General features: G+C 72.4%; 22 protein-coding genes and 1 pseudogene. 12 read left to right on the forward strand and 11 right to left on the reverse strand.

What is annotated here, in order from left to right; genetic code table 11:
- Positions 1 to 83: 83 nt before the first annotated feature.
- Positions 84 to 706 (reverse strand): annotated as a pseudogene (locus AN218_RS34440) (CGNR zinc finger domain-containing protein).
- 87 nt (positions 707 to 793) lie between these two features.
- Here AN218_RS34440 and AN218_RS12725 point away from each other — a divergent pair.
- Positions 794 to 1,597 (forward strand): class I SAM-dependent methyltransferase, encoded by an 804-nt coding sequence (locus AN218_RS12725; RefSeq protein WP_070016962.1) that lies wholly within the window; start codon positions 794 to 796, stop codon positions 1,595 to 1,597.
- Between the two features lie 133 nt (positions 1,598 to 1,730).
- On the opposite strand, the gene AN218_RS12730 is transcribed toward AN218_RS12725, so the two are convergent.
- Positions 1,731 to 2,927, reverse strand: coding sequence for an NAD(P)-dependent malic enzyme (locus AN218_RS12730; protein ID WP_070016963.1), 1,197 nt, complete (start codon positions 2,925 to 2,927; stop codon positions 1,731 to 1,733).
- Positions 2,928 to 3,566: 639 nt separating this feature from the next.
- Between AN218_RS12730 and AN218_RS12735 the strand changes: the two genes are divergently transcribed.
- The 4 genes from AN218_RS12735 to AN218_RS12750 all read left to right on the forward strand — a co-directional run bounded on the left by AN218_RS12735 (position 3,567) and on the right by AN218_RS12750 (position 7,596).
- A complete protein-coding gene (locus tag AN218_RS12735; protein ID WP_079132111.1) occupies positions 3,567 to 4,553 on the forward strand; it encodes an ABC transporter substrate-binding protein in 987 nt (328 codons plus the stop codon).
- Between the two features lie 180 nt (positions 4,554 to 4,733).
- Positions 4,734 to 5,726, forward strand: coding sequence for an amino acid ABC transporter permease (locus tag AN218_RS12740; RefSeq protein WP_070016965.1), 993 nt, complete (start codon positions 4,734 to 4,736; stop codon positions 5,724 to 5,726).
- On the forward strand, positions 5,723 to 6,484 hold the full coding sequence (locus tag AN218_RS12745; protein WP_070016966.1) for an amino acid ABC transporter ATP-binding protein: 762 nt from the start codon (positions 5,723 to 5,725) through the stop codon (positions 6,482 to 6,484). The genes AN218_RS12740 and AN218_RS12745 overlap by 4 nt, the downstream gene beginning before the upstream one ends.
- Before the next feature lie 149 nt (positions 6,485 to 6,633).
- Entirely contained in the window at positions 6,634 to 7,596 is a 963-nt protein-coding gene (locus AN218_RS12750; protein WP_070016967.1) for a zinc-binding dehydrogenase, read from the forward strand.
- Positions 7,597 to 7,609: 13 nt separating this feature from the next.
- Here AN218_RS12750 and AN218_RS12755 read toward each other — a convergent pair whose 3' ends face one another.
- Complete coding sequence (locus tag AN218_RS12755; RefSeq protein ID WP_244900423.1) at positions 7,610 to 8,182, reverse strand: DUF6624 domain-containing protein; 573 nt, start codon at positions 8,180 to 8,182, stop codon at positions 7,610 to 7,612.
- A 314-nt stretch (positions 8,183 to 8,496) separates the two neighbouring features.
- On the opposite strand from AN218_RS12755, the gene AN218_RS12760 reads away from it, so the two are divergent.
- Positions 8,497 to 9,108, forward strand: coding sequence for a Uma2 family endonuclease (locus AN218_RS12760; protein ID WP_244900424.1), 612 nt, complete (start codon positions 8,497 to 8,499; stop codon positions 9,106 to 9,108).
- Between the two features lie 97 nt (positions 9,109 to 9,205).
- On the opposite strand, the gene AN218_RS12765 is transcribed toward AN218_RS12760, so the two are convergent.
- From AN218_RS12765 to AN218_RS12775, 3 genes are all read right to left on the reverse strand, one after another.
- Complete coding sequence (locus AN218_RS12765; protein WP_070016969.1) at positions 9,206 to 10,192, reverse strand: PadR family transcriptional regulator; 987 nt, start codon at positions 10,190 to 10,192, stop codon at positions 9,206 to 9,208.
- Position 10,193: 1 nt separating this feature from the next.
- A complete protein-coding gene (locus AN218_RS12770; RefSeq protein WP_070016970.1) occupies positions 10,194 to 11,051 on the reverse strand; it encodes a DUF4097 family beta strand repeat-containing protein in 858 nt (285 codons plus the stop codon).
- 241 nt (positions 11,052 to 11,292) lie between these two features.
- On the reverse strand, positions 11,293 to 12,702 hold the full coding sequence (locus AN218_RS12775; protein WP_079132113.1) for an aminotransferase class I/II-fold pyridoxal phosphate-dependent enzyme: 1,410 nt from the start codon (positions 12,700 to 12,702) through the stop codon (positions 11,293 to 11,295).
- Between the two features lie 324 nt (positions 12,703 to 13,026).
- Between AN218_RS12775 and AN218_RS12780 the strand changes: the two genes are divergently transcribed.
- The 5 genes from AN218_RS12780 (at position 13,027) to AN218_RS12800 (ending at position 18,032) form a co-directional block, all read left to right on the forward strand.
- Positions 13,027 to 14,070: a substrate-binding domain-containing protein gene (locus AN218_RS12780; RefSeq protein ID WP_244900425.1), complete on the forward strand. Its 1,044-nt coding sequence runs from the start codon at positions 13,027 to 13,029 to the stop codon at positions 14,068 to 14,070.
- Positions 14,071 to 14,074: 4 nt separating this feature from the next.
- Positions 14,075 to 14,890 (forward strand): nitrilase-related carbon-nitrogen hydrolase, encoded by an 816-nt coding sequence (locus tag AN218_RS12785; protein WP_070016971.1) that lies wholly within the window; start codon positions 14,075 to 14,077, stop codon positions 14,888 to 14,890.
- Positions 14,887 to 15,972 carry an ABC transporter substrate-binding protein gene (locus AN218_RS12790; protein WP_244900426.1) on the forward strand — a complete coding sequence of 362 codons (1,086 nt, stop codon included), beginning with the start codon at positions 14,887 to 14,889 and terminating at the stop codon, positions 15,970 to 15,972. The genes AN218_RS12785 and AN218_RS12790 overlap by 4 nt, the downstream gene beginning before the upstream one ends.
- 60 nt (positions 15,973 to 16,032) lie before the next feature.
- Positions 16,033 to 17,208, forward strand: a complete 1,176-nt coding sequence (locus AN218_RS12795) for an amino acid ABC transporter permease (protein ID WP_244900427.1) — start codon at positions 16,033 to 16,035, stop codon at positions 17,206 to 17,208.
- Positions 17,209 to 17,282: 74 nt separating this feature from the next.
- Positions 17,283 to 18,032: an amino acid ABC transporter ATP-binding protein gene (locus AN218_RS12800; RefSeq protein ID WP_070016978.1), complete on the forward strand. Its 750-nt coding sequence runs from the start codon at positions 17,283 to 17,285 to the stop codon at positions 18,030 to 18,032.
- Positions 18,033 to 18,092: 60 nt separating this feature from the next.
- Here the strand turns inward: AN218_RS12800 and AN218_RS12805 are convergent, their stop codons facing one another.
- From AN218_RS12805 to ureA, 5 genes are read right to left on the reverse strand one after another with little or no spacing between them, the layout of a single operon-like run.
- Positions 18,093 to 19,910, reverse strand: a complete 1,818-nt coding sequence (locus AN218_RS12805) for a thiamine pyrophosphate-binding protein (protein WP_244900428.1) — start codon at positions 19,908 to 19,910, stop codon at positions 18,093 to 18,095.
- Positions 19,907 to 21,310, reverse strand: a complete 1,404-nt coding sequence (locus AN218_RS12810; protein WP_079132115.1) for an MFS transporter — start codon at positions 21,308 to 21,310, stop codon at positions 19,907 to 19,909. Before AN218_RS12810 ends, AN218_RS12805 begins: the two co-directional genes overlap by 4 nt.
- On the reverse strand, positions 21,307 to 23,031 hold the full coding sequence (locus AN218_RS12815) for an amidohydrolase (protein WP_070016972.1): 1,725 nt from the start codon (positions 23,029 to 23,031) through the stop codon (positions 21,307 to 21,309). The genes AN218_RS12810 and AN218_RS12815 overlap by 4 nt, the downstream gene beginning before the upstream one ends.
- 19 nt (positions 23,032 to 23,050) lie before the next feature.
- The gene (locus AN218_RS38190) at positions 23,051 to 24,742 is read right to left on the reverse strand and encodes an urease subunit alpha (RefSeq protein WP_070016973.1); all 1,692 of its coding nucleotides are present in this window, start codon (positions 24,740 to 24,742) and stop codon (positions 23,051 to 23,053) included.
- Entirely contained in the window at positions 24,739 to 25,404 is a 666-nt protein-coding gene (gene ureA, locus AN218_RS12825; RefSeq protein ID WP_070016974.1) for an urease subunit gamma, read from the reverse strand. The genes AN218_RS38190 and ureA overlap by 4 nt, the downstream gene beginning before the upstream one ends.
- A gap of 120 nt (positions 25,405 to 25,524) precedes the next feature.
- Between ureA and AN218_RS12830 the strand changes: the two genes are divergently transcribed.
- On the forward strand, positions 25,525 to 26,183 hold a 659-nt coding region (locus tag AN218_RS12830; protein ID WP_476755959.1), incomplete at its 3' end, for an RsbRD N-terminal domain-containing protein.

A 26,183-nucleotide genomic window follows, 5' to 3' on the forward strand; every position in this document is an offset into this window, starting at 1 on the left:
CTGGCGTGGGCGCTCTCGGCGGTGCGGCCGCTGGCGGCGCTGCCGGAGCGCTCCCGGTCCTACGGAACGGAGGCGTCCGGGTCCTACGGCGCGGAGGCGTCCGCGCCCGCGTCCGGGACCGGGTCCGCGTCCGGGCCGGGGGCCTCGCCGCTGTCCTGGCTCTTCGAGCGCTTGCGGGCGCGGTAGGCGGCCACGTTGGCGCGGGTCGCGCAGCGGTCCGAGCAGTAGCGGCGGGAGCGGGTGGTGGAGGGGNGCTGCACGGCGACGCCTGGCAGATCCCGAGCCGTTCCACGCCGAGGTCGGTGAGGTGGAAGGCGAGCCCCATGCAGGCCGTCGCGGTGTAGCCGGCCGCGGCCGTCACGGGGTGCTCGGCGAGGTGCATGTGCCAGCGGGGCCGCCCGTCCTCGCCGAGGTCGCCGTGGCCGCTGATCTGCGGGCTGGTCGGGAACTCCATGAGCAGCGCGTTGAGCAGGTCCACGGCCCGGGTCTCCTCGCCCTCGGAGGCGGCGGTGAAGACGGCGCGCAGCCGGGTGCGCACGGCGCGCAGCCTGCCGACGTCGGCCTCGGTGGCGCGGCGGGCGGTCTGCCGGTTGGGGCCGCACAGTTCCCGTACGGACTCGACCGAGGTGAGCTCGTCCTCGCCGCGTTCGGGCGCCTCGGTGTTGACCAGGCGCACCGCCAAGTCTGAGTAATGGCTGAGTTCCACTTGTGGTCCTTACGGGGCTGGTCTATCGTCGGCGGTGTTCGGTAATGAGCGGTCTCGCTCAGAGGGTATTACGTCCAGGAGGACGGCATGGCTGCTCGTACGAACGGCACCGGCACCCGCTCCGCGTCCGCGCCCGTGGACTGGCAGGCGTGGCAGGAGAGTTGGGACCGGCAGCAGGAGTTCTACCTTCCCGACCGCGAGGAGCGCTTCCGGGTCATGCTCGACATGACGGAGGCGCTGACGGGCCCCGAGCCGCTCGTGCTCGACCTGGCCTGCGGCACCGGCACGATCAGCGGACGGCTGCTGCGGCGGCTGCCCGGCGCACGCTCCACCGGAGTCGACCTCGACCCCGCGCTGCTGACGATCGCACGCGGCGCCTTCGCGGACGAGGAGCGCGTGGAGTTCGTGACCGCGGACCTCACCGACCCCGACTGGACGCGCAGCCTCCCGCACCGCCGGTACGACGCCGTGCTGACGGCGACCGCGCTGCACTGGCTGCGGACGAGGCAACTCGACGCGCTGTACGGGCAGATCGCGGGCCTGCTGCGGGACGGCGGCGTCTTCCTCAACGCCGACCACATGCCCGACGCGGCGACGCCCCGTATCAACGAGGCGGCCCACGCCTTCGACAAGGCGCGGCGCACGCGTGCGGAGGCGGCCGGGACGCAGGACTGGGCCGCGTGGTGGGAGGAGTTGTCGCACGAACCGGCGGTGGCCGAGACCGTCGCTGAGCGCTTCCGCACCATCGGCAACCCGGTCGCGGGCGACCACGCGGACGGAGAGGTGCAGTCCCCGGCCCGTCACGCCGAGCAGCTCCGCGCGGCGGGCTTCGCGGAGGCGCGGACGGTGTGGAGTTCGCCGCTGGACGCGCTGGTGATGGGGCTGAAGTAGCGGCGGGGCGGTGGCCGTTGGCCCGCACCCCGGGGACGTAGGAAGGACGCACGAGAGGGCGGTACGGGCAACGGGCCCGTACCGCCCTCTCGTATGCGGCGTCACAGAACGGCGCGGGAAGCGCCTCCGTGCGTCAGCGGCGTGCGACGCCCTCCGCGCGCGCGGCCGCGGCGACCGCCGCCGTGACGGCCGGGGCGACGCGCTCGTCGAACGGGGACGGGATGACGCACTCGGCGCTCAACTCGTCGGAGACCACGGCCGCCAGGGCCTCGGCCGCGGCGAGCTTCATGCCCTCGGTGATGTCCGTCGCGCGCACCTGGAGCGCTCCGGCGAAGACGCCGGGGAAGGCGAGCACGTTGTTGATCTGGTTCGGGTAGTCGCTGCGGCCCGTGGCCACGACCGCCGCGTACTTCGAGGCGACGTCGGGGTGGATCTCCGGGTTGGGGTTGGCCATGGCGAAGACGAACGAGTCCTTCGCGAGGGTGGCCACCGCCTCCTCGGGGACCGTGCCGCCGCTGACGCCGATGAAGACGTCCGCGCCGTTCATCGCCGACTCCAGCGAGCCGGTGCGCCCCTCCTTGTTGGTGAAGGAGGCCAACTCCCGCTTGACGTCGGTGAGATCGTCGCGGTCCGCGGAGACGACGCCCTTGCGGTCGCACACCACGATGTCGCCGATGCCCGCCTCCACCAGGATCTTGGCGATCGCGAAACCGGCCGCTCCGGCGCCGGAGACGACCGTACGCAGCTCACCCAGCGGACGCCCGGTCAGCAGCGCGGCGTTGCGGAGCGCCGCGAGCGTGACGATGGCCGTGCCGTGCTGGTCGTCGTGGAAGACGGGGACGTCCAGGCGCTCCTTGAGCTTCGCCTCGATCTCGAAGCACCGCGGCGCCGCGATGTCCTCCAGGTTGACGCCGCCGAAGGAGGGCGCGAGCCGGGCGACCGTCTCGACGATCTCGTCGGTGTCACGGCAGTCCAGCGCGACGGGGAAGGCGTCCACGCCGCCGAACTGCTTGAAGAGGATGGACTTTCCCTCCATCACCGGGAGGGATGCCTCCGGGCCGATGTCGCCCAGACCCAGCACCGCGCTGCCGTCCGTGACCACGGCGACCACCTGCGACTTCCAGGTGTAGTCGGCGACCAACTCCGGCTGGCGTGCGATCGCGTTGCAGATCTTGGCGACGCCGGGCGTGTACGCGAGGGACAGTTCGTCCGCGTCGCGCACCGGCACTGTCGCCTGCACGGCCATCTTTCCGCCGCGGTGCAGAGCGAAGGCCGGATCGATCACGTCCTCGTCCAGTCCGTCCTTCGAATTGACGATCTCCGCTGCCACTTGTCGAACCCCTTTACTGAAAAACCGTGTGAGAGTGGCCGCTCCCTGGTTGAGGAACGGGCGGGCACCACGTCCGCCGGCCGTACCCCGTGGCCCTGGTGGGAGCCCCGGGCCGGGCCCGGTGGGTGATCCCCCGAAACCCGCGCGGGACGAGGGAGGTCACAGGCCGTGAGGCCTGCGGGAAGGAGAGCGAACGCCGGGCGCGCCGCACACGCGCCCTGGTCCCCGGGTGAGGGGTGTAATCGACCTTTGTACCTGACGAAGCCCGTCGGTTACGACCCGCTGTTCCCGTACGGGACGGCCGGGAAGCGGACAATAGCCGACGAAACGGCCCGAAGCCGCCCGGGTGTCGAGCATTCCGCCACCGGAACACCACTGGGACCGAAGGGACTTCGGCGACGGCCGCTCGTGTGCCGAAGGTCTCCTGCGGAACGGAACGCGACACCTTGTACGCGACGGGTGAGTGCCCTGTATCCGGAACCCGCCCTCCGTTATCCGATTTTGACTCACGAGATCTCGGTAAGGACGCGAACGGATGGCAGGATTTCCACACCATCCATCGGCAGCATCCTTACGCGGTCATGAGCCCGAAGGTGCGTGCCAGACCGGCAGCTCCCTCATCCGCAGGAGGACCCCGTAATGACCGCACGCTTCCTCTGTCGCACGGCGGCCGCGCGCAGCCGGCGCTCTTCCAGGGCCTCCGGTCCGAGGGGTGCCTCCGGGATAGCCGCGCCGCTGGCCGTGGCGGTCGCTGGCGCCCTGCTGCTCTCCGGCTGCGGCGACCAGACGGACTCCGCCGCCGGCGGCGCCGACACCCAGGGCCGCAAGGCCCCGCTCTTCGACAAGCTGCCGAAGAAGATCCAGAAGGCCGGGGTCGTCAAGGTCGGTACGGACGCCGCGTACAAGCCGATGGAGTACAAGGACGGGCAGGAGATCGTCGGGCTCGACCCGGACCTGGCGAACGCGCTCGGCAAACAGCTCGGTGTGCGCTTCGAGTTCACCAACGGGGTCTTCGACGGGCTGATCACCTCGATGCAGACCGGCCGCTTCGACATGATCATGTCGTCGATGACGGACACCAAGGACCGGCAGCAGGGCCTGGACGACAAGGGCAAGAAGGTCGGCAAGGGCGTCGACTTCGTCGACTACCTCACCGCCGGCTCCTCGATCCTCGTGAAGAAGGGCAACCCGGAGAAGATCACGTCGGTCGACCAGCTCTGCGGCGAGAAGGTCGCCACGCAGCGCGGCACGACCTCGCACGAGATCCTCAAGAAGCAGATCGACAAGTGCAAGAAGAACCGTGAACGGCCCATCACGATCGAGCCGTTCGACAACGACGACGAGGCCCGCGTACGGCTGAAGGCTGGCGGCGTCGTCGCCGACATCTCCGACTTCCCCGTCGCCGCCAACGCCGCCAAGAGCGGCGACGACTTCGAGGTCGTCGGCGACCAGATGGAGTCCGCCCCGTACGGCATGGCCGTCGCCAAGGGCAACGACGAGATGAGCGGCGCGCTCAAGGAGGCGCTGGCGAAGATCATCAAGGACGGCTCGTACGAGAAGGCGCTGAAGAAGTGGGGCGTCGAGGACGGCGGCGTGTCCGAGGCGAAGATCAACAGCGGTTCCTGAGCGGTCCGTTCGGGCCCCGTCCGCACCTCGCCGTTCGGCGTTTCGTCCGTTCGCCGTTCCGCTTTCGCCGTTCCCGCCGTTCGTACCCTCGCCGTTCGTCCGGCCCGCGCGCGGTGCCTGGCGGCTGTTCCGCCGGGCGCCGCGCGCGGCCCTCCCACCGACTGACAGGCAGCAGCATTCATGACCGCTCCCCTCGACAAGGCGCCGAGCGACGCTCCGCCGCCGACCCGTACACCGCCCGAGGCGATCAAGGCGATACCCGTACGCCACTACGGGCGTTATGTGTCCGCCGCCGTCGTCATCGTGCTCCTCCTCCTCGTCGTCAACGCCTTCGCACAGGCGGACCTGACGTGGGCCTCCGTCGGCAGCTTCTTCTTCGACGACCAGATCATGCAGGGCGTCGCCAATACCCTGGTCGTCAGCGTGCTGTCGATGCTGATGGGCCTCGTGCTCGGCGTCGTCCTCGCGGTGATGCGGATGTCGAAGAACCCGGTCACCAACTCCGTGGCCTGGGGCTACATCTGGTTCTTCCGCGGCACGCCCGTCTACGTACAGCTCCTGCTGTGGTTCAACCTGGCGCTGATCTTCCCCGTCCTCAATCTCGGTCCCATCTACAAGGACGAGATGACGGATGTGATGACGCCGTTCGTCGCCGCGCTGCTCGGCCTCGGCCTGAACGAGGCCGCGTACATGGCGGAGATCTGCCGCGCGGGCATCCAGTCCGTCGACGAGGGGCAGACGGAGGCCTCGCAGGCGCTGGGCATGACCAGTTCGCAGAACATGCGCCGCATCGTGCTGCCGCAGGCGATGCGCGTCATCGTGCCGCCCACCGGCAACGAGTTCATCAACCTGCTGAAGACCTCGGCGCTGTGCTCCGTCGTGCAGTACGAGGAAGTGCTGCGCAAGGCGCAGAACATCGGCAACACCTCCAGCGCCGTCGTCGAGATGCTCTTCGTCGCGACCATCTGGTTCCTGGTGATCACGACGGTCTTCAGCATCGGGCAGTTCTATCTGGAGCGGCACTACGCGCGCGGCTCGTCCCGGCAGCTTCCCGCGACACCGTGGCAGCGGGCACGCCAGCTCGTCTTCACCTTCAGCCGCGGTACGGGACCGGGAGCCGGTTCCGGTACGGGAGCGGGTTCCGGTACGGGAACGGGAGGAGGCGCCGCATGAACGCGATGGTGAAGGCGGAGGCCGTACACAAGTCCTTCGGCCCGGTCGAGGTCCTCAAGGGCATCGACCTGGAGGTGGAGCCGCGCGAGGTCTTCTGCATCGTCGGGCCGTCCGGCTCGGGCAAGTCGACCTTCCTGCGCTGCATCAACCACCTGGAGAAGATCAACGCCGGACGGCTCTACGTCGACGGCACGCTGGTCGGCTACCGCGAGCACGGCGACAAGCTCTACGAGCTGCGCGACCGCGAAGTGGCGGCGCAGCGCCGCGACATCGGCATGGTCTTCCAGCGCTTCAACCTCTTCCCGCACATGACGGCGCTGGAGAACGTCATGGAGGCGCCGGTGCTCGTCAAGGGCGAGGCGAAGGCGAAGGCGCAGGAGCGCGCCCGCGCGCTGCTCGACCGCGTCGGGCTGGGGGAGAAGACCGGCAGCTACCCCGCGCAGCTCTCCGGCGGTCAGCAGCAGCGGGTCGCGATCGCCCGCGCGCTGGCGATGGAGCCGAAGCTGATGCTCTTCGACGAGCCGACCTCGGCGCTGGACCCGGAGCTGGTGGGCGAAGTGCTGGACGTCATGCGGGACTTGGCCCAGGACGGCATGACGATGATCGTCGTCACGCACGAGATGGGCTTCGCGCGGGAGGTAGGGGACTCGCTGGTCTTCATGGACGACGGCGTCGTCGTGGAGTCCGGGAATCCGCGGGACGTGCTCAACGATCCGCAGCACGAGCGGACGAAGTCCTTCCTCTCGAAGGTGCTGTAGCGCCGGGCGGCGCCGCGGTGCGTGCGGTCCGGGTGCCGGCGGTGCGCGCTCGGCGCCCCGGGCGCGCCCGGTGACACCGCCGTGAGATCGGTCGCGTTCGCGGGACGGGGGCTTTCTGGCCCCTGTCCTGCGGGAGTAGCGTCCGGATCATGTTTGCTGCCTACGCCGCGCGCATCGACAAGGACCAGCCGCTGGACGGCCTGGAGCTGGGCGACCGCCCGGAACCCGCCGTCCCGGACCGCTGGACGGCCATCGACGTCAAGGCGGCGTCGCTCAACCACCACGACCTGTGGTCGCTGCGCGGCGTCGGACTCGGCGAGGAGTCGCTGCCGATGATCCTCGGCTGCGACGCGGCCGGCGTCGACGCCGACGGCAACGAGGTCGTGCTCCACTCCGTCATCGGCTCCTCCGGACACGGCGTCGGGCCGCGCGAGCCGCGCACCCTGCTGACGGAGAAGTACCAGGGCACCTTCGCCGAGCGCGTGGCCGTACCGCAGTGGAACGTCCTGCCCAAGCCGAAGGAGCTCTCCTTCGAGGAGGCCGCCTGTCTGCCGACGGCCTGGCTGACCGCGTACCGCATGCTCTTCACCAACGCGGGCGTACGGCCCGGCGACAGCGTGCTCGTACAGGGCGCGGGCGGCGGCGTCGCGACCGCCGCGATCGTGCTGGGCGCCGCCGCGGGGCTGCGGGTCTTCGCCACCAGCCGGGACGAGGCCAAGCGCAAGCGCGCCGTCGAACTCGGCGCCGAGGCCGCCGTGGAGACCGGCGCGCGGCTGCCGCAGCGGGTCGACGCCGTGCTGGAGACCGTGGGCGCCGCGACCTGGTCGCACTCGCTGAAGTCGCTCAGGCCGGGCGGCACGGTCGTCATCTCGGGCGCGACGAGCGGCCCCAACCCGCCCGCGGCCGAGCTGAACCGGATCTTCTTCCTCGAACTCAAGGTCGTGGGCTCGACGATGGGCAGCAAGGAGGAGCTCGCCTCGCTGCTGAACTTCTGCGCCGCGAAGGGCGTCCGCCCCGTCATCGACTCGACGCTGCCGCTGGACCGCGCCCGCGAGGGCTTCGCGAAGATGGCGGAGGGCGATCTGTTCGGGAAGGTCGTGCTGACGGTCTGAGCCGCGGGTCCGGCTACCGCGCCGGGGGCGCGGACGGTTCCGCCGTCTCCGGCGGTTCCGGCGCCGCTGTCTCCGTCTCCGGAGGTGTCGGCGGTGCGTGCCGTGCCGTGTACGCGGCGAAGGGCTCGATGCCCGCCTCCGCGCGGCGTTCGTCGAGCCGTTCCGGGTCGGCGCAGGGCCACGGCACGGGGGAGCCGTCCTCGGTCATGCCCGCGATCTGTGTGCCGTACGGCTGCTCGCGGCCCTCGTTGACGTACGTACGGTCGCGGAGGAAGGCGAGCTGCGACACGCTCGCCTCGCCCCTCTCCACGGCCTGCTCCAGAAGCGCCAACGCGCGCCGCTGCACGTCCAGTTGGCGGTCGGCGTGCTGCGCGATGAGCCACGCGGCACGCGCCCCCTCCTCGCCGACCAGCGCCGCGGTCGGCCAGCCGTGTTCGTCCATGATCGCGCCGAGCCGGTCGCCGTGCCGCGCGGTCAGCCGCCGCCAGGCGAGCTGCTCGGCGAAGTCACTGCTGAGCGCCCCGGCGGAGGCCCGCTGATCCGCCTCGCCCATGCGCGTCAGCTCCTCGGCCAGTGCTGTGAGCATCGTCCCCGTCCTCCCGTGGTCTTGTGCATGCAGCCGTGCGCATCCGTGCGTACCCGTGCGTCTGCGCACGCACCACGGTAGGACGCGGACGGACCGCGAAGATCATCCGCGAGAACGGTGACGCGGGGGCTCGTACGCGGGGAGGATGGAGATGTCACCGGGGGTCGGGGAACGCGTTCGCGCGCAACGCATGTGCGCCGCACGCGCACCGCATCGGCTCGCGGGCGTCGCGGGGAGACGGCTTCCGTACCACCATGGGATGACCTTCCGCCGCCGCGGCCGCTTCGGCGCGGCGTCCGTGCGACCGTCGCGGCGTGAGCGACGAGGCTGGAGACCGGGTGACAACTGCCGTGCCGGAGCGGGGTGTTGTGGCGGGCGGCACCGACTCCGCGGTGGAGCACCTCTTCGAGACGCTGAGCAGGGCATGTCCCGAGGGATGGCGTGTGGAACTCATCGGGGGACGCATCCACAGGGCGCCGCCCGCCCCCGGATGGCACGCGGAGACCGTGTCCGAGGTGGGCGGCCAGATCCTGGACCGCCGGAGGAACAGCACGCTGCGGACGTACACCGGGATCGGTCTCTACGTCCCCGACGTCTCCGCGACCGGCAAGGTCGTACCGGATCTCGTGATCGCCCCCAAGGGCAGCTTCAGCGACCGCGCCGAATACCACGACCCCGCGGCGGTCATGCTGGTCGCCGAGGTGACCTCCCGCTCCACTGCTGTGCAGGACCGCGGCCCGAAGCTGCGCGGGTACGCGCGGGCCGGGATCCCCTGCTATCTGCTGATCGACCGTGAGGCGGGCGAGGTCGTCGTGTATTCGGAGCCGTCCGGGGCGTCCTTCACCCGCAGTTCCGAGGCGGCGCTGTCGAAGACCGTCGCGCTGCCCGAGCCGCTCCGATTCGAGCTGGACACCGGGGAATTCTGAGCGGGGCCGGCGGGCGGCAGGCCGACCGCCCCTCGGCGCCGGGCAGTCGGGTTCCCCTCGGCCCAACGCCCCCGCGTTCCCGCCCCGTTGACCCCGTTCAGCCGTCCCGTTCCGCCTTCCGGTCCCGGTCCTCGTCCGGGTCGCCGTCCCCGCTGTCGGCCCGCAGCAGGCCCACCAGACGGGCCGCCGTCGCCGACAAGTGGTGGCGGGCCTCGCGGAGTTGGTTCTCGGTGACGCCGTGGTCGCGTGCCGCGTCGCGGACGTCGTCGCGGAAGCGGTCCAGCAGGCGGGTCAGGTCGCGTTCCGGGTCGTCGCTCGGGGCGTCCTCGTCCTTCGCCCAGTCGGGACGGTGGGCCTCGCCGGGCTCCTGGGGCGGATACGAGAACCAGGGCGTGGTGTGCTCCGTGATGCGGCCCAAGTTGCCCATTTCGCGGGCCAGTTGGGACATGCCCTCGCGGACCGCGCCGGGCCAGTCGCCGGACTTCGCACGGGACTGGACCTGATCCTGCACCTGCCGGGCGATGCGCTGCACCTCCTCCACCGCGGCCGCACGCGCCTGGGCCTCCTTCGCCTGGCGCTTGGCCTGCTGGGTCTCGCGCTTGGCGCGGCGGGCCTGTTCCTTCCACTCCTCCTTGGCCCGCTTCAGCTCCTCCTTGGCCTGCTGCCAGGTCTCCTGTTCGCCCGCTCCGCCCGTACGCGTACGGAGGGCCTGTTCGCGCATCTCGCGCCGCAGATCGCGGGCCGAGCCGCTGACGTCCTCGCGGATGCCGTCCGCGAGCGCCGTGAGCGAGGCGCTGATCTCCTCCTCCAGCTCGGTCAACTCACCGGCGCGCGTGGCCAGTTCGGCACGTCCGGCGTCGGTGATCGAGTAGACCTTGCGTCCGCCGCCCTCGGTGGTGTGGCTGACCAGGCCCTCCGCCTCCAGCTTCGCCAGGCGCGGATAGACGGTGCCGGCGGACGGTGCGTACATGCCCTGGAAGCGCTCCTCCAGCAGCCGGATCACCTCGTAGCCGTGGCGGGGCGCCTCTTCGAGCAGCTTGAGGAGGTAGAGGCGGAGGCGGCCGTGCGCGAAGACGGGAGGCATGTCAGGCGTCCTTGGTGAGGAGGAGGTCGTCGTCGAGCGGCGGCGCCGTGCGCTGGAGCAGGGCGATCGAGCCGGAGACGCTGTTGGCCTTGATGTGGCCCGTGCCGTCGCCGAGGACGCCGGTCACCTTCTTCGCGCCCCACTGGCCCTCGACCGCCAACTCGTCGAAGGCGCTGGAGACTCCGCCGCTGGCGGTGCCGGCCTCCACCGTGGCGTCCACGGGCGCCGCGAGCCGCAGGGCGACCTCGCCGGAGACGGTGCCCAGGGCGATGTCCGTACGGGCGTCGCCGCCGGTGTCGAGGTCGAGGATCATGGAGCCGCTGACGGTGTCGGCCCGTACGGCGGAGCGGCCGTCGATGACGGTGAGGTCGCCGGAGACGGAGTTGAAGCCGACCTTTCCGGTGAGGCTCTGGGCCTCGACGTTGCCGGAGACGGTCTCGGCGCGCACCGGGCCGTCCAGCCCGACGAGCGTGGTCTCGCCGCTGACGCCGCGTACGTCCGTGGCCCCGGCGATCCCCGAGACGAAGGCGCTCGCGCCGACGACCGCGACCGACAGCCGTGCCCGCGCGGGCACCGAGACCGAGACGACCGCGTGGCGGTTCCAGCCCTTGCGGTCCAGCCACTTGAGGAAGCCCTTCCACGGGACGTCCTCGTAGGCGATGACCAGCGAACCGCCCTCGTGCGTCACCTGGAGCGGCGGGCCCTGGAGTTCGCCGACCTCGACGCGGGTGCCGGGCTCGGCGGTGCCGACGACGTTGACGCTGCCGCCGACGATGCGTACCTGGAGCGAATCGACGGGGTCGTCGATCTCGACGGTGCGTGGCTCGGAGATCTGCCACGAGGAGGGTTCGGCGGGCACGGCGGCCTCCCGGATAGAGGTGACGGCGGTACGGGCACTGGCACGGGCACGGGCGCACCCGCGCACGACGGGGCCCGCGGCGACGACATATCGCGTTCGCGGAGAACACGATATGTCGTGTGTGGGGCCGCGGGCAAGGGGTTCCGGGCGCGGGCGGGTGCGTACGGGCGCTGGGCACCCCGAGTCCGTGCCAGGTCCGCCGTCCGCTGCCGCTCCTGCGGCGTCCGTGCCGAGTGCCGCCTCAGCGCGGCCTGTTGGCGCGCGCCGCCCGCGCGATCAGCTCGGCCGTGGCCTCCATCGAGGCCGCCTCCTCGGAGAGACGGCTCACGGCGACGCGCAGATGCGGCGTGTGCGCGGACGAGGTGCAGAAGTGGCTTCCCGGTGAGGCGGTCGCACCCCGGGCGGCGAGCGTGACCAGCGCGGAGGTCTCGTCGGCCACGGGCACCCACAGCGAGAGCCCGTCCTCGTTGCGGGTGGGGACGCCGCGTTCGGCCAGCAGTCCGGCGAGCCCGGTGCGCCGCCGCTCGTAGTGCCGGGCCGCACGCTCCACATGTCCGGCGGTGGCCTCGTCGGTGAGCAGATGGGCCAGGGCGTCCTGGAGGATGCGGCTGGTCCAGCCGGTGCCGTACGTCCGCAGCACGCGGGCCTTCTCGACGATGTCCCGCGGGCCGCCGAGCACCGCGAGCCGCAGATCCGGCCCGTACGCCTTGGAGTAGGAGCGGACGAGGACCGTGCGGTCCGGGAGGTGCGCGCCGATGCTGTGCGCGGGCCGTGCCGCCAGCGGCCCGGCGCCGTCGTCCTCGACGACGGTCACGTTCGCGGCGTCCTCCAGTACCGCGGCCAGGGCCTCGGCGCGCTGCGCGGTCAGCGACCAGCCGCACGGGGTCTGAGCCCGCGACTGCGAGAGGAACATCGCGGGGCGCGCGGCGAGCGCCTCGGTCAGCGACTCCGGCAGCGGTCCCTCGCCGTCGCAGGCCACGGGCACCGTACGTACTTCGAGGGCGTCGAGGATGTCCAACAGCCGTACGGCGGTGGGCTCTTCGACCGCGACGCGGTCACCGGGCACCAGCAGCGCCTGGCCCAGCAGATGGACGCCCTCGAAGCCGCCGCCGACCGCCAGCCACGCCTCGGGCTCGAACGGCCAGGTGCCGCGCACGGCGTCGAGCAGGGCCGGGGTGACGGCCGTACGCGCGTAGTCGTTGAGGCGGGGCGTGCGGGCGCCGGCCAGCAGCGCTTCTTCGAGGGGCGGCAGCAGCGCCGGGTCGGGCGCGGCGATGGTCAGGTCCTGGGTGAGGTGGTCGCCGAAGTCGCCGACGCGTTCGTAGCGGACGGGGTGCGCGACGGTCGGCGGGCCGCTGACGATGCTGCCGCGCCGCCCGAGGGTGGTGATCATGCGGTGCTTGCGCAGTACGGCCCAGGCGTCGGCGACGGTGCCGGGGCTGACGCCGAGCCGGGCGGCGAGCGCGCGGACGGTGGGCAGGGCGGCGCCCGGGGCGAGTTCGCCGCCCCGTATCAGATCGGTCATGGACGCGGCGATGCCGCGGGCGCTGGAGTCGGGGAGCCTGTCGGCGAGTTCGCCGGCGGACGGTCCTGGCGCGGCGGCGCCGCCCTCCTCGGGCCGCGGATCGCTCAGCGGTGTGCGGCGGGACATCACACCACCCTCCTCGCGGTCCGGCTGGGCCCTCGCTCCCCGTGCGGGCCGTGGTCCGGCTCCCCTCGCACGCTGCTGCATCGCGCAGCGTAACCGCGCGATGCGTTCTCGCAGAAGACTGTGTTCGGTAACAAAACAACTCTTGTGCGCCTCATGGGCTGAACAATAGCCTCCGACTGTGCCTGGACGTATGGCTCGTACGGCTCGTAGCGGTCGTAGGGCCTGTTCAGGGCGAGAGACAGCAAATCGTGCCGGACGGTGGTGAGTTCGGGCGCGCGGGGACCGCGGAGCGCGGATCGCCGCGGGAACAGCGAGGAGTACGACGTGTCCGAACCGGTCCTCCGCCTCGCGCTGCGCGACTGGGACCATCTGGTCCCCCTGGCGTCCGGCGCGGTGGACACCCCGGGGCTCAGCCTCCGCATCGATGCGCGCGAGACGGTGACGCCCGACGTCCTCACCGAGCCCGGACTCGACGGCGGCGAGACCTCCTTCAGCCGGTACGCACAGGCCCGCGCCGCCGGCGACGACCGCCTCGTGGCGCTGCCCGCCTTCGTGATGCGCGGCTTCCGGCACCGCTGTGTGCTCGTGCGCTCGGACAGCCCGTACACCGCGTTCGGGGAACTGAAGGGCGCACGGATCGGGCTCACCGGCTGGCCGGACTCCGGCAACACCTGGACGCGGGCGCTGCTGCGCGCCGACGGCGTCGGCACCGGCGACGCGGAGTGGCTCATCGGGCCGCTCGCGGCGGGCGAGGGCGGCAAGGACCGCCTCGGCGGCCGTCCCCTTCCGCCGAACGCCGCGGCGCTGCCCGAAGGGGCCTGCCTCGCCGAGGAGTTGGCGGCGGGACGACTGGACGCCGTTCTCACGCCCTTCATGCCGCCCGAACTCTTCACGCGCGACAGCCGGTTCCGGCATCTGCTCGCCGACCACGCCGCCGCGGAACGCGACTACTGGCGGCGGCACGGATTCGTGCCGGGCATCCACCTGGTGACGCTGCGCCGCGAAGTCGTCGACGCCCGGCCGGAGTTGCCGGGGCTGCTGCTCGGTGCGCTGGAGCGCTCCAAGCGGCACTGGGTCGCGCGCCGCCGGGTGCTGGCCGACACCACCCCCTGGCTGCTGCGCGAACTCACCGAGTCCGCACGGCTCTTCGGCGACGACTGGATGCCGTACGGCACCGAGTCCAACGCCGCGATGATCCGCGCCTTCTGCGCGGAGCTGTACGAACAGGGCATCTGGCCCGAACCCATCGACCCCGGCATCCTCTTCCCCGATCCCGCCCTGGCCGTGCCCGACGTCTCCGACGTGCCCGCGGCCGTACGCCGGCGTCCGGGGACCGTCGGTGCCGCCGCACCGAACCAGGGAGTCTGACGAAATGCGCACCGCCGTCGGCCAGTTCACCGCCGTCCCCGAGTGGAAGGACAACCTGCTCTCCTGCCGGCACCTGCTCGAGCAGGCCGAGGAGGGCGGCGCCGATCTGCTCGTCCTTCCCGAGGGGATCCTCGCCCGGTTCGGAGGGGAGGGGGAGAAGCACCGCATCCGCGAGGCCGCGCAGCCGCTGGACGGGCCCTTCGTGACCGCCCTGCGCGAGATGACCGCCGGCGGCCGTGCCACGGTCGTCGCCGGAATCCACGAACCCTCCGGCGACGGGCGGGTGTTCAACACCCTGGTCGCACTGCGGGACGGCCGTCTCGTCGCGCAGTACCGGAAGATCCACCTCTACGACGCCTTCGGCGACCGCGAGTCGGAGCATGTGCGGCCCGCGGACGAACCGCCCGTCGTCATCGACGTCGCCGGCACCCAGGTCGGCCTGATGACCTGCTACGACATCCGCTTCCCCGAGCTGGCGCGGCTGCTGGCCGACGCCGGTGCGCAGATGCTGGCGCTGCCCGCCGCCTGGGTGCGCGGGCCCGCCAAGGAACGCCACTGGGAAGTCATGCTCGCCGCCCGCGCGTTGGAGAACACCTGCTGGGTGGCGGCCAGCGGCGAGTGCGGGCCCCGCAACATCGGCAACAGCATGATCGTCGACCCGCTCGGCACCGTACGGTCCCGGCTCTCCTCCGCACCCGGACTGGCCTGGGCGGAGACCGACCCGGAGACCACCAGCGCGGCGCGCCGCGCCCTGCCCGTCCTGGCCAACCGGCGCTTCGCCGTCAGCCCCGAACTCCTCGCCCCGGGAGAACTGCCATGAGGAACACGACCGTTCAGCACCACAGCCACCCGTCCTCACCCGCGCGACCGTCCCTCGCGCCGCCGCCGGAGATGTCGCCGCCGGACGCGCTGTCGCGTACGCCGCGCCGGCGCCGTCCGGTGCTCACCGCGGCCACCGTCGTCACGACCGCCGTGGCCTGTCTGGCCCTCGGCGCCTGCGGCAGCAACCCGCCGCAGGCCGACGGCGGCAAGAAGGACTCGTCCGCGGGCAAGGGCGGTTCGGGCGCGGGCGGCGCCGCCGACGTGGCGCTGCCGAAGCTGAAGAAGGACCCCGCGCTGCACAAGATGCTGCCGGAGAAGATCCGCAAGGCGGGGAAGATGACGTCGGTCAACAACGGCTCGTTCCCGCCGTACGAGATCGCCGGCTCCGACGGGCACAGCCTGACCGGTGCATCCGCCGACATGGCCACCGCGCTCGGCCAGCTCCTCGGCGTGAAGATCCACCATGTGACGGCGGACGGTCTGCCCAGCTCGCTCACCGGCATCAAGGCGGGCCGCTACGACGTCGCGCTCGGCCCCGTCGGCGACTTCAAGGACCGCCAGAAGTCCAACGACTTCGTCGACTGGGTGCAGGAGTACGTCGTCTTCGCGGTGAAGAAGGGCAACCCGGAGAAGATCGGCTCGCTCGCCGACACCTGCGGGCGCCGGGTCGCCGTGATGAGCGGCGGCTCCGCGGAGGGCGTCATCAAGGAGCAGGCCGAGCGCTGCAAGAAGGACGGCAAGGAGGCCGTACGCGTCCAGTCCTACAAGGACCAGCCCGGGTCCATCCTGGCGGTGCGGTCCGGACGTGCCGACGCCTTCTTCTCCTCGCAGGCGCCGCTGGCGTACTTCGTCAAGGAGGCGAAGGGGACGCTGGAGCTGGCGGGCACCGGCAAGGCCAACGGCTTCGACGACCTCTACCAGGGCGCCGTGGTGCCGAAGAAGTCGCCGCTGCGCGAGGTGCTGGTCAAGGCGATCGGCGAACTGATCGACAACGGCACCTACGCCAAGATCATGAAGAAGTGGGGCACGACGTCCAACTCCGTGGAGAAGCCGGGCGTCAACCTCGGCGGCGAGGCGTGAGCGTCGCCGCTCCGTCGAATCCGTACCGCTGTACCGCCGTACCGACAGGAGGTGAGTCCGATGGCCACCGCGCAGCCACCCGGCGCCCGTGACGAGCCCGAAGGGGGCGAGGGCGGAGGCGTCGCCAGCGCCGTGGGCGCCGGGCGCCCCGAGGGCGCCGAGGGCGCTCAGGCCGCCGGGCGCACAGGGGAAGAGGGCGCGCTCGCCGGAACGCCGGCGTCCGGTGACGGCGATACCGAGCCCGGCGCCGGCACCGGCGCCAGCACCGGAGACGGTTCCGGTTCCGGCTCCGGCGGTGCCGAGATCGACGTGGCCGGTGCCGCGGCCGTACGCCATCCCCTGCGCTGGCTGGCGGTCGCCGTATTGGCGGTGCTCGCCGCCCAGCTCTTCCACTTCCTCTTCACCAACCCCAACTTCGAATGGGGCACGGTCGGCAGCTACTTCACCGCCCGGATCATCGGCGAGGGCATCGCCACCACCATCGAACTGACCGTCGTGGCGATGCTCATCGGCATCCTGCTCGGCGTGCTCATCGCGGTCGGCCGGATGTCGCCGAACCCGGTGCTGCGGGCGGTGTGCGGGGCGTACGTCTGGTTCTTCCGCGGCGTCCCGGTGCTGGTGCAGCTCGTGTTCTGGTACAACATGTCGGCCCTGCTGCCGCGGGTGTCCGTCGGAGTGCCCTTCGGGCCCGAGTTCGCGAGCGGGCAGACCAACCACCTCATCACGCCGCTGCTCGCGGCGATCCTCGGGCTCGGCCTCAACGAGGCCGCGTACATGGCCGAGATCGTCCGCGGCGGTCTGCTCGGCGTCGACCCCGGTCAAACCGAGGCGTCGGACGCGCTGGGGATGAGCCGCGCACGCAGTCTGCGCCGGATCGTGCTGCCGCAGGCGATGCGCTTCATCGTGCCGCCGACCGGCAGCCAGGTGATCAACATGCTGAAGGCCACCTCGCTGGTCAGCGTGATCGCCCTGTCGGATCTGCTGTACACGGTGCAGTCGATCTACAACCGCACCTTCGAGACCGTCCCGCTGCTCATCGTGGCGTGCCTGTGGTACTTGGTGATGACCTCGGTGCTCTACGTCGGCCAGTCGTTCATCGAGCGCTACTACGCGCGCGGTGCGACGCGCAACGCACCGCAGAGCTTCTGGGACTTCGCCCTCTTCCGCAGGCGGCGCGCACCGGCCGGCCCGGACGCGCGCGCACAGGACACCCGTGACCCCGAGGAGCCCGCATGAACTCCCGCGCCGGCGCCGCCACCCGGGAATCCGCCGCCCCGGCCCCTGCGGAGGCGTCCACCGAGCCGCCGCTGATGCTGCGTGCCCGCGGCGTACGCAAGAGCTTCGGCCCTCTCGAGGTCCTGCGGGGCATCGACATGGACGTCGCGGCCGGTGAGGTCGTGGTGCTGCTGGGGCCCTCGGGTTCGGGCAAGTCGACGTTCCTGCGCTGCATCAACCATCTGGAGACACCGGACGGCGGCTCCATCCACGTCGCCGGGCGGCTCATCGGATTCCGTGCGCAGGGCGGACGGGTCCACCATCTGCGTCCGCGTGAAGTGACGCGGCAGCGGCGCGACATCGGGATGGTCTTCCAGCACTTCAACCTCTTCCCGCACCAGACCGTTCTGCAGAACGTGATCGAGGCGCCGGTGGGCGTGCTGCGGCGGCCGAAGGCCGAGGCGCGGAAGCGGGCGCACGGACTGCTCGCCCGCGTCGGGCTCTCCGACAAGGCCGACGCCTATCCGCGGCAGCTCTCGGGCGGGCAGCAGCAGCGGGTGGCGATCGCCCGCGCCCTGGCGATGCAGCCGAAGCTGATGCTCTTCGACGAGCCGACCAGTGCGCTCGACCCCGAACTCGTCGGCGAAGTCCTCGCCACCATGCGGGACTTGGCGCAGGACGGTCTCACGATGGTCGTCGTGACGCACGAGATCAGCTTCGCCAAGGAGGCCGCGGACCGCGTCGTGTTCATGGACGAGGGGCGGGTGCTGGAGAGCGGCCCGCCGTCTGTCCTGGACCGTCCCTCCAATCCGCGGACGCGGGCCTTTCTCCGGCGCTTTCTGTAGCGGGCGCGGGCGCGGGCGCGGGCGCCGGGCATGGGCCGGGGCCCGGCGCCGCGTGCGCGCTCAGGTTCCGCCGCGCTCGCGCAGCGAGTCCACCGTCATGCCCGGTGCCAGACGGCCCTCCGCGGGCCGCAGCGCGATCAACGCGGGCCTGCCGGAACGGCAGTTGGCGAGGGAGCGCTCCAGGGCCGGTCCGAACTCCTCGGTGGCCGCGACCGTTTCGCCGTGCGCGCCGAACGCGCGGGCGTACGCGGCGAAGTCGGGGTTGACCAGGTCGGTGCCGCTGACCCGTCCGGGGTGGGCCAGCTCCTGGTGCTTGCGGATGGTGCCGTACGTACCGTTGTCGGTGACCAGGATCAGCGGGGCCGCCTCCGCGGCGACGGCCGTGGCCAGCTCCTGGCCGTTCATCAGGAAGCAGCCGTCCCCGGCGAACGTGACGACCTGGTGCCCGGGACGGGTCAGCGCGGCGGCCACGCCCGCGGGAAGCCCGTAGCCCATCGAACCGTTGCGCGGGGCGAGTTGGCGCATGCCCTCGCGGTAGGTGAGGAAACGCTGCGCCCACACCGCGTAGTTGCCCGCGCCGAAGGTGATGACCGCGTCGGCGTCCAGCCGGGCGTCGAGGACGGCGAACACCTCGCCCAGATCGAGGAATTCGGGATCGTGCAGCGGACGGCGGAAGGCGCGCTGTGCGGCGTGGCAGGCGCGGGTGTCCGCCGCCCAGGGCACCGGACCGGACGGCGCGCTCTCCCGTACGGCCCTGCCGAAGGCGGCGGGCGCGGCGAGCAGCGTGAGGTCGGAGCGGTGCCAGGCTCCTGCCGGGGGCGCGTCGGGGAGTACGTGGACGATGCGCCGGGCGGGCGCCGCGCAACTCCCGTGCGGGCGCGCTCCGTTCGGCCGCACGGGACCCTCCGTCCCGCCGGGCCGTCCGACCCCGTCCGGCGCCTCCGCGCGGTCGCCCGGCTCCGTACCGACCGCCGCCAGCAGCTCGTACCCGTCCGTCGCGACGTCGCCGGGCGCGGCGCCGACGCAGATCAGCAGGTCCGCGGCGGCCACCCGGCGGGCGAGGGCGTCGGAGCGCCCGTAGCCGAGATGGCCGGCGAAGACCTCGCAGTCCGAGGGCATCAGGTCCTGGCAGCGGAAGCCGACGGCCACCGGCAGCGACCACGCCTCGGCCCAGGCCCGTACGTCCGCCCGCGCCGCGTCCGTCCAGCGGCTGCCGGACAGCAGCGCCAGCGGACGTTCGGCCGAGGCCAACAGGGCGTGCAGCTCCCGGAGTTGGTCCTCCGAGACGGCGCCCTCGGGCACGGGCAGCGGTGCGGCGTCCGATGCGAGGGCCGTGTCGGTGAGCACGTCCTCCGGGAGCCCGACGACGACGGGGCCGGGGGTGCCGCTCGCCGCGACTGCGAAGGCGCGCGCCGTGATCTCCGGCAGCCGGGCCGCGTCGTCGGCCGTCTCCACGAGCTTGGCGTGCGCGCCGAACGTGCCCCGCAGATCGAACTCCTGGAACGCCGCGCGCCCCCGGTGACCGCGCGGCACCAGGCCGACGAAGAGCACCAGCGGCGTCGCGTCCTGGTACGCCGTGTGCAGCGCGACCAGTGCGTTCGCCGCGCCCGGCCCGCGTGTGGTGAAGCAGACGCCGGGGCGGCCCGTCAACTTGCCGGTGGCCTCGGCCATATAGGCCGCGCCGCCCTCCTGACGGCAGGTGACCATCCGTACGGGCGCGTCGTACAGCGCGTCCAGGACGTCGAGATAGCTCTCGCCGGGCACGCCGTAGACCGTCCGCACGCCGTGTGCGACGAGCTGGTCGACGAGTATCCGGCCGCCGCTGCGCGGCAGTCGGGCCTCGCTGCCTTCCGCGGCCTCGGCGGCCGCGCGCGTCACGCGATCGCCTTCGACGTCTCGTGCCGCTTGCTCGGGTCGTGGCCCAGGCGGCGCCGCAACTGCGGACCCGCGAGGTACGAACCCACCGCGGTGCAGGCCGCGATGAAGATCAGCAGCAGCGCCGCGCTCCACGACCGGCCCCCGGAGAGCCCCAGCAGTGAGGCCGCCACCAGCGGCACGAACCCGGAGAGCACGCCCGCCAGGTTGTACGACATCGCGACGGCGCTGTAGCGGACGTTCTCGGGGAACATCCCGGAGACGACGGCGCCGATCGGCGCGTACGGAATGGAGATCGCCCCGATCCCGAGCGCGACCCCCAGCACCACCAGCGGTGTACGGCCGGTGTCGACGAGCCAGAACGAGGGGAAGGCGGCCAGCACCGAGACGACGCCGCCGACCACGCACACCTTCCACGGGCCCGCCCGGTTGGCGATCCTCCCGCACACCACGAGCACCACGATCTCGACGGCGGCGCCCACCAGCGTCGCGTTGAGCATCACGGACTTGTCCACGCCGAGCTGTTCGGTGCCGTAGGAGATGATGAACGTCGTCAGCAGGAAGAACCCGCCGATGCCCAGGAACGCCGCGGCGATGCCGATCAGGATGCGGCCCCAGGCGCGGCGGAACGCCTCGATCAGCGGGGCGGGCGGCGGCCCGTTCTGCTCGGCGTCGGCCATCATCGCCCGGAAGACCGGGGACTCCTCGATGCGCAGCCGCAGATAGAGCGCGACGAGGAGCAGCACGAAGGCGAAGAGGAACGGTATCCGCCAGCCCCACGAGTAGAACGCGCCGTCGGGCAGCATGCCCACCACGGCGAAGGCGCCGCTGGAGAGCAACGTGCCGACGGGGGAGCCGAGTTGGGGGACGGCCGAGTAACTGCCGTGCTTCTCCCGCGGGGTGTGCTCCAGCGTCAGCAGCATCGCGCCGCTCCACTCGCCGCCCACGGAGACGCCCTGCAGGAACCGCAGCGCGGCCAGGAGCGCGGGGGCCCAGACGCCGAGGGTGCCGTAGCCGGGCAGCAGGCCGATGCAGCCGGTGGAGACGCCCATCAGCACGACGGTGATGATCAGCGCCGTACGCCGTCCGTAGCGGTCGCCCACGTGTCCGAAGACGGCGGCGCCCACGGGACGGGCGACGAAGCCGACCGCGAAGGTGATGAAGGAGGCGATCGTGCCGACGGCCGGGTCGAGTTCGGGGAAGAACAGCCTGTTGAAGACGAGGGCGGCGGCGGTGCCGTAGAGGAAGTAGTCGTACCACTCCAGGGCGGTGCCGATGAAGGCTGCCGACAGCAGCCGCTTGATGTCGGCAGTGCTCGGGGCCTTGCGGGGCGCGGATCCGGAGGGGGCTCCGGAGGGGGATTCGGACGGGGACGGGGATGCGGGTGGCGGGGAGGTGCTCATGCGGTCTCCTCGGGGACGGTGACCAGACTGTGCGGGTCGTGCGAGGCCACGCCGCCGACGGCGGTGGCCAGGACGCCGATCGCGCCGATGCGGTCGGTGTCGGTGCGGAGCGGATCGCCGTCGAGTACGGCGAAGTCGGCGAGCATGCCGGGCCGCAGCCGGCCCTTGGACGCGGCGGCACCGGTGGCGTGTGCGGAGCCCACCGTCCAGGCGCGCAGCGCGGCCTCGGCGGTGACCCGCTCGTCCGGGCCGAACGGCGAGCCCGAGTCGGTGAGCCGCCGGACCATCGCCTCCATGGCGGGCAGCGGCGCGCCGGGCGCGACGGGACGGTCGGAGGAGCCGGGCACCGTCAGGCCCAGATCGAGGAAGGAGCGCAGCCGGTAGGTCCAACCGGTGCGCTCCGGGCCCAGGTTGGCGGCCATGGCGTCGCCGAAGGCGGGCAGGAAGTTGTGCTGCGGCACGGGTACGACGCCGAGCGCGGCGAAGCGCCGGAGCTGATCGGGGCGGACCATCCCGGCGTGCTCGACGCGGTGCAGGGCGCCGGGGCGCGGGTGTTCGTGCTGCGCCCGCTCGTACACGTCGAGGGCGAGACCGACGGCGCGGTCGCCGATGGCGTGCGCGGCGACGTTCCAGCCCGCGCGGTGTGCGGCCAGCACGAGGGCGGCCATCGCCTCCGGGTCGTTCTGGAAGTAGCCCGTCCGCTCCTGCGCGGCCCCGCCCGAGCCGGAACCGGAGTCGGAATCGGAGTCAGAACCGGAGCCCGTCCCGTGTCCGCAGCCGCAGAAGGGTTCCGTGACGGCCGCCGTACGCCCCAGGAGCGAGCCGTCCAGAAAGATCTTCACGGGCCCGACCGACAGCCGGTCGTCGCCCAGCCCTGTGCGCAGCCCGAGGTCGAGCCCGGTGGTGATGCCGTCGTCCGGGTGCGCCCCGTCGAGCGGGTGCAGGGCGTCGGAGGCGATCATCACCTGGGCGCGCGCGTGCAGCCGCCCGGTGTCCGACGCCCGTTGGTAGGCGGCGAGTTCGACCGGCGTCTGCCCGATCCAGCCGCCGCCGACGCCCGCCTCGGTGAAGCTCGTGACGCCCTCGGCGAGATAGCGGCGGGTGGCGGCGCCCACGGCGTCGGCGACGGTCTCCGAGGAGTGCGGCAGCACCTGGTCCTGCACCAGCGACTGCGCCGTCTCCTCCAGCAGCCCGTCGGGGCGCCCGTCGGCGTCCCGTGCGACGACCCCGCCGTCCGGCGCGGCGAAGCCCGGCTCCAGCGCCCCGGCCCGCCGCAGCACCTCGGAACTGACGTAACACAGGTGTCCCGAGGTGTGTTTGAGCCAGACGGGACGTCCGCCCCCGGCCCGGTCCAGCGCCTCACGGTGGGGACGCCCGCCGCCGGGCAGGTTCTGCAAGCCGGCTCCGACGACCCATGCGTCCGGGGGCAGCCCGTGCGCGTGGCGCTCGACCGCCGCGTGGACCTCCTCCGGGGAGCGGGCCGCGGACAGGTCGAGCTGGGAGAGCGTCATCCCGTACCACGTGGTGTGGCAGTGCGCGTCGTTGAAGCCGGGCACGACGGTGGCGCCGGCGGCGTCGAGCACACGGTCGGCCCGCAGACCGTCGATCTCCTCGTCGAGCCCGACGACGCGGCCGTGCAGCACGCCGAGGCTCCGCGCCGCCGGGCGCCGCTCGTCCAGCGTCACGATGTTCGCGTCGCGCACGATCAGGTCGAGTCGCATACGTACGGGGCCTCCTGCCTCACGCCAGATGGTGGAGCCGGGCCAGCGGAACCTCGGTGGCGGGCTCCGTGGCGGCCGGGGCGCCGTCGACGAGGACGGGCCCGGGGGAGCGGGGCACCTCCACGCGCGGCGTCGCGGTGTTGTGCAGCATGTCGCCGCGTACCAGGCCGCGGCACTCGCGGACGGACGCGTAACAGAGCCCGTCCGGGAAGGAGTTGCGGGCGCCCGCGTCCGCGAGGGCCTCGGCGCCGACGAAGACGCGGGCGAGCCGGGAGGCGGCGTCGCCCAGCGCCCCGTAGTACGGCCGGTAGCTGCGCGGCTGGGTCAGCCGTGTCGAGCCGGAGCCCGAGCCGGTGTTGCCCCACGCCACGAAGCCGCTCTTGATGACGAGTTCGGGCTTGGTGCCGAACCAGGCCGGATGCCACAGCACGATGTCCGCGAGCCGTCCCGGTGCCACGCTGCCGACCTCGTGCGCCATGCCGTGTGCGACGGCCGGGTTGAGCGTGATCTTCGCCAGATAGCGCAACACCCGCTCGTTGGCGCGGTGTTCGACGCCGTACTCGCCGGTGCGCACCGCCTGGAGATGGGCGAGCTGCCAGGTGCGGCGCACGGTCTCGGCGATCCGGCCCATGCCCATCGAGTCGGAGTTGACGATGCTGATGGCGCCGAGGTCGTGCAGGGAGTTCTCGGCGGCGATGGCGTGCGCCCGTATGCGTCCGCGCGAGACCTCCACGTCGCTCTCGATGTGGTGGTTCTGCCGGTGCACCGTCATCGTCATCGGGAACAGCTCGTCGACGGTGTTGACGGTGTACGGGACGGTCGGCGTCGTCGAGGAGGGCAGGATGTTCGCCTCGGAGAGGATCTCCAGCAGATCGGGGTGACCGCCGCCGCCCTCCACGTGGTACGCGTGCACGGTGCGGCCGCGCGTCGCGCCCACGGTGTCCCGCAGATAGCCCGACTCGTTCATCGAGTCGGTGTGCAGCGCCACCGGCAGATCGGCCTGCTCCGCCGCGTCCAGGCAGGTGTCGACGATGCGCGGCGTCGCCCCGAAGTCCTCGTGGACCTTGAAGCCCCCGGCGCCCGCGAGCACGATCTCGTCCAGCAGCCGGCGCGAACTGGACGAACCCCGCGCCAGGAACGCCACGTTGAGCGGTGTGCCGCGCCAGGCGCTCATCAGCGTGTGCAGACTGCGCGCCGGGTTGCAGCCGATCTCCCACATGCCGCCCAGGCCCATGCCGACGACGGTCGTCACCCCGGCGGAGAGCGCGGCGGGCGCGATCTCCGGGGAGGAGAGGTGCACATGGCTGTCGACGATGCCGGGCGTCGCGAGCATGCCCTCGCCCGGGACCATCGAGGTGTGCGAGTCGACGGCGAAGCCGCCGGACCCGGCGCCCGTCCCCGTGCCCGCCCCGCCGACCGAGACCACGCGCCCGTCCTTCACGCCGATGTCCGTCTTGCGCACGCCCAGCCGCGGGTCCAGCAGCACCACGTTGGTGACGACCATGTCGAGGGCGGAGTCGCGGTCGGAGACGGGCGAGGCGAGCAGTCCGTCGCGCACGGTCTTGCCGCAGCCGCCCAGGAGTTCGTCGCCGGGAGTGCCGTCGTCGGTCTCGACCTCGACCCACAGTCCGGTGTCGCCGAGACGGATGCGGTCGCCCGTCGTGGGCCCGTAGATCGCGTTGTAGGTGCGCCGGTCGACCTCGGTGCTCATATACGTGCCTCCACGAGTTCGACCTCCCGCTCGCCGCCCGGCTCGAAGACGAGGGCGGTGCCCGCGGGGATGTCCAGCCGCATCCCCGCCGCCGCGGCGCGGTCGAAGTCGAGCGCCGCGTTGGTCTCGTCGAGCGGGTAGTGGGAGGAGACGTAGACGGGCCGGTCGCCCGTGTTCCGCACGGTCAGCCGCAGTGTGCGGCGGCCCTCGTTGATGCGTACGGGTTCGGCCGCGGTACGGACGGCTCCGGGCGCCTCGGCGGACTGCGCTGCGGCACCCGCGCCCTCGCGGCTGTCCGCGCCGCCCGTGTCTCTGTCCGCGCCGTCCGCGCCGTCCTCGTTCCAACTGCCGCCGGGCGTACGGCCGATGGGGTCGTCGACGGCCACCAGCGCCGTACCGCTGGGGAAGAGCGCCTCGACCTGGACGGTGGGCACCATGGCGGCCACGCCCTCCAGCACGTCCTCGGGACCGAGGACGGCGCGGCCCGCCGCGACGACCTCGTCCATGCTCAGCCCGTCCCAGGCCGCCTCCAGCACTTCGTCGCAGACGAGGGCGATGGCCTCGGGGGCGTTGAGCCGCCGGCCGCGGGCGCGGCGGCGGCGTGCCAGCTCCGCGGCGGTGAACAACTGGAGCCGCTCGTTCTCGCGGGGGGTCAGATGCACTGTCGGGCCTCCGGGATCGGCATGCCGGCGGATGTGCCACGGCGACCGGCCCAGAATGGCGTGCGGTGCCCGGAAGACCAACGTTGAAGTATCGCGGACCTGAGCCTCACAATTGTGCATGTGCACACCCCGCCGGAACCGTCGGCCTCGGCACCGCACCCCCGCGCCGCCGAGCTGGCCGTCGAGTGCCTGAAGGGCGTCGACGCCCTCATCGGCGACTGGCTGGAGACCGTCGCGCCGCTGCGCGCCCACTACGCGGGAGCCGTGCCCGACGACGACTTCCGCGAGACCGCGGTGATGGCCTTCGAACTGCTGCTGCGCACCGTGGCCGAGCTGCCGGTGCCCGCCGAACTCGCCGCGGTCTCCGAGCGCATCGGCGAGCGCCGCGCCCGCCAGGGCGTACCGCTCGACTCGCTGCTCGCCGCCGCGCGGCTGGACTTCCGCGTCGTGTGGGACGCGCTCGTCGCCCGCGCCGACGACGAGGACAAGGTGCTGCTCGTCGCCTCCGCCTACCACGTGTGGGAGGCGGTCGAGGCCCATGTCACCGGCATCATGACCGCCTACCAGCGCACCGTCCTGGAGATGGGCCGCCAGCGCGAGGACGAGCGCCGGCTCTGGTTCGACCGGCTGCTGGAGACCGGCGGCCACAACCCCACGGTCGTACGGGACGTGGGCCTCGCCCTCGGCTTTCTGCCGGCCGCCTGCTTCCTGTGCGCCGCCGCGCTACCGGGCCCCGGCACCGGCGGCGGGCTGCACGGCGCGGCGGCGGCGCTGCGCTC

Source organism: Streptomyces nanshensis, assembly GCF_001751255.1.
Taxonomy (GTDB): Bacteria; Actinomycetota; Actinomycetes; order Streptomycetales; family Streptomycetaceae; genus Streptomyces; species Streptomyces nanshensis_A.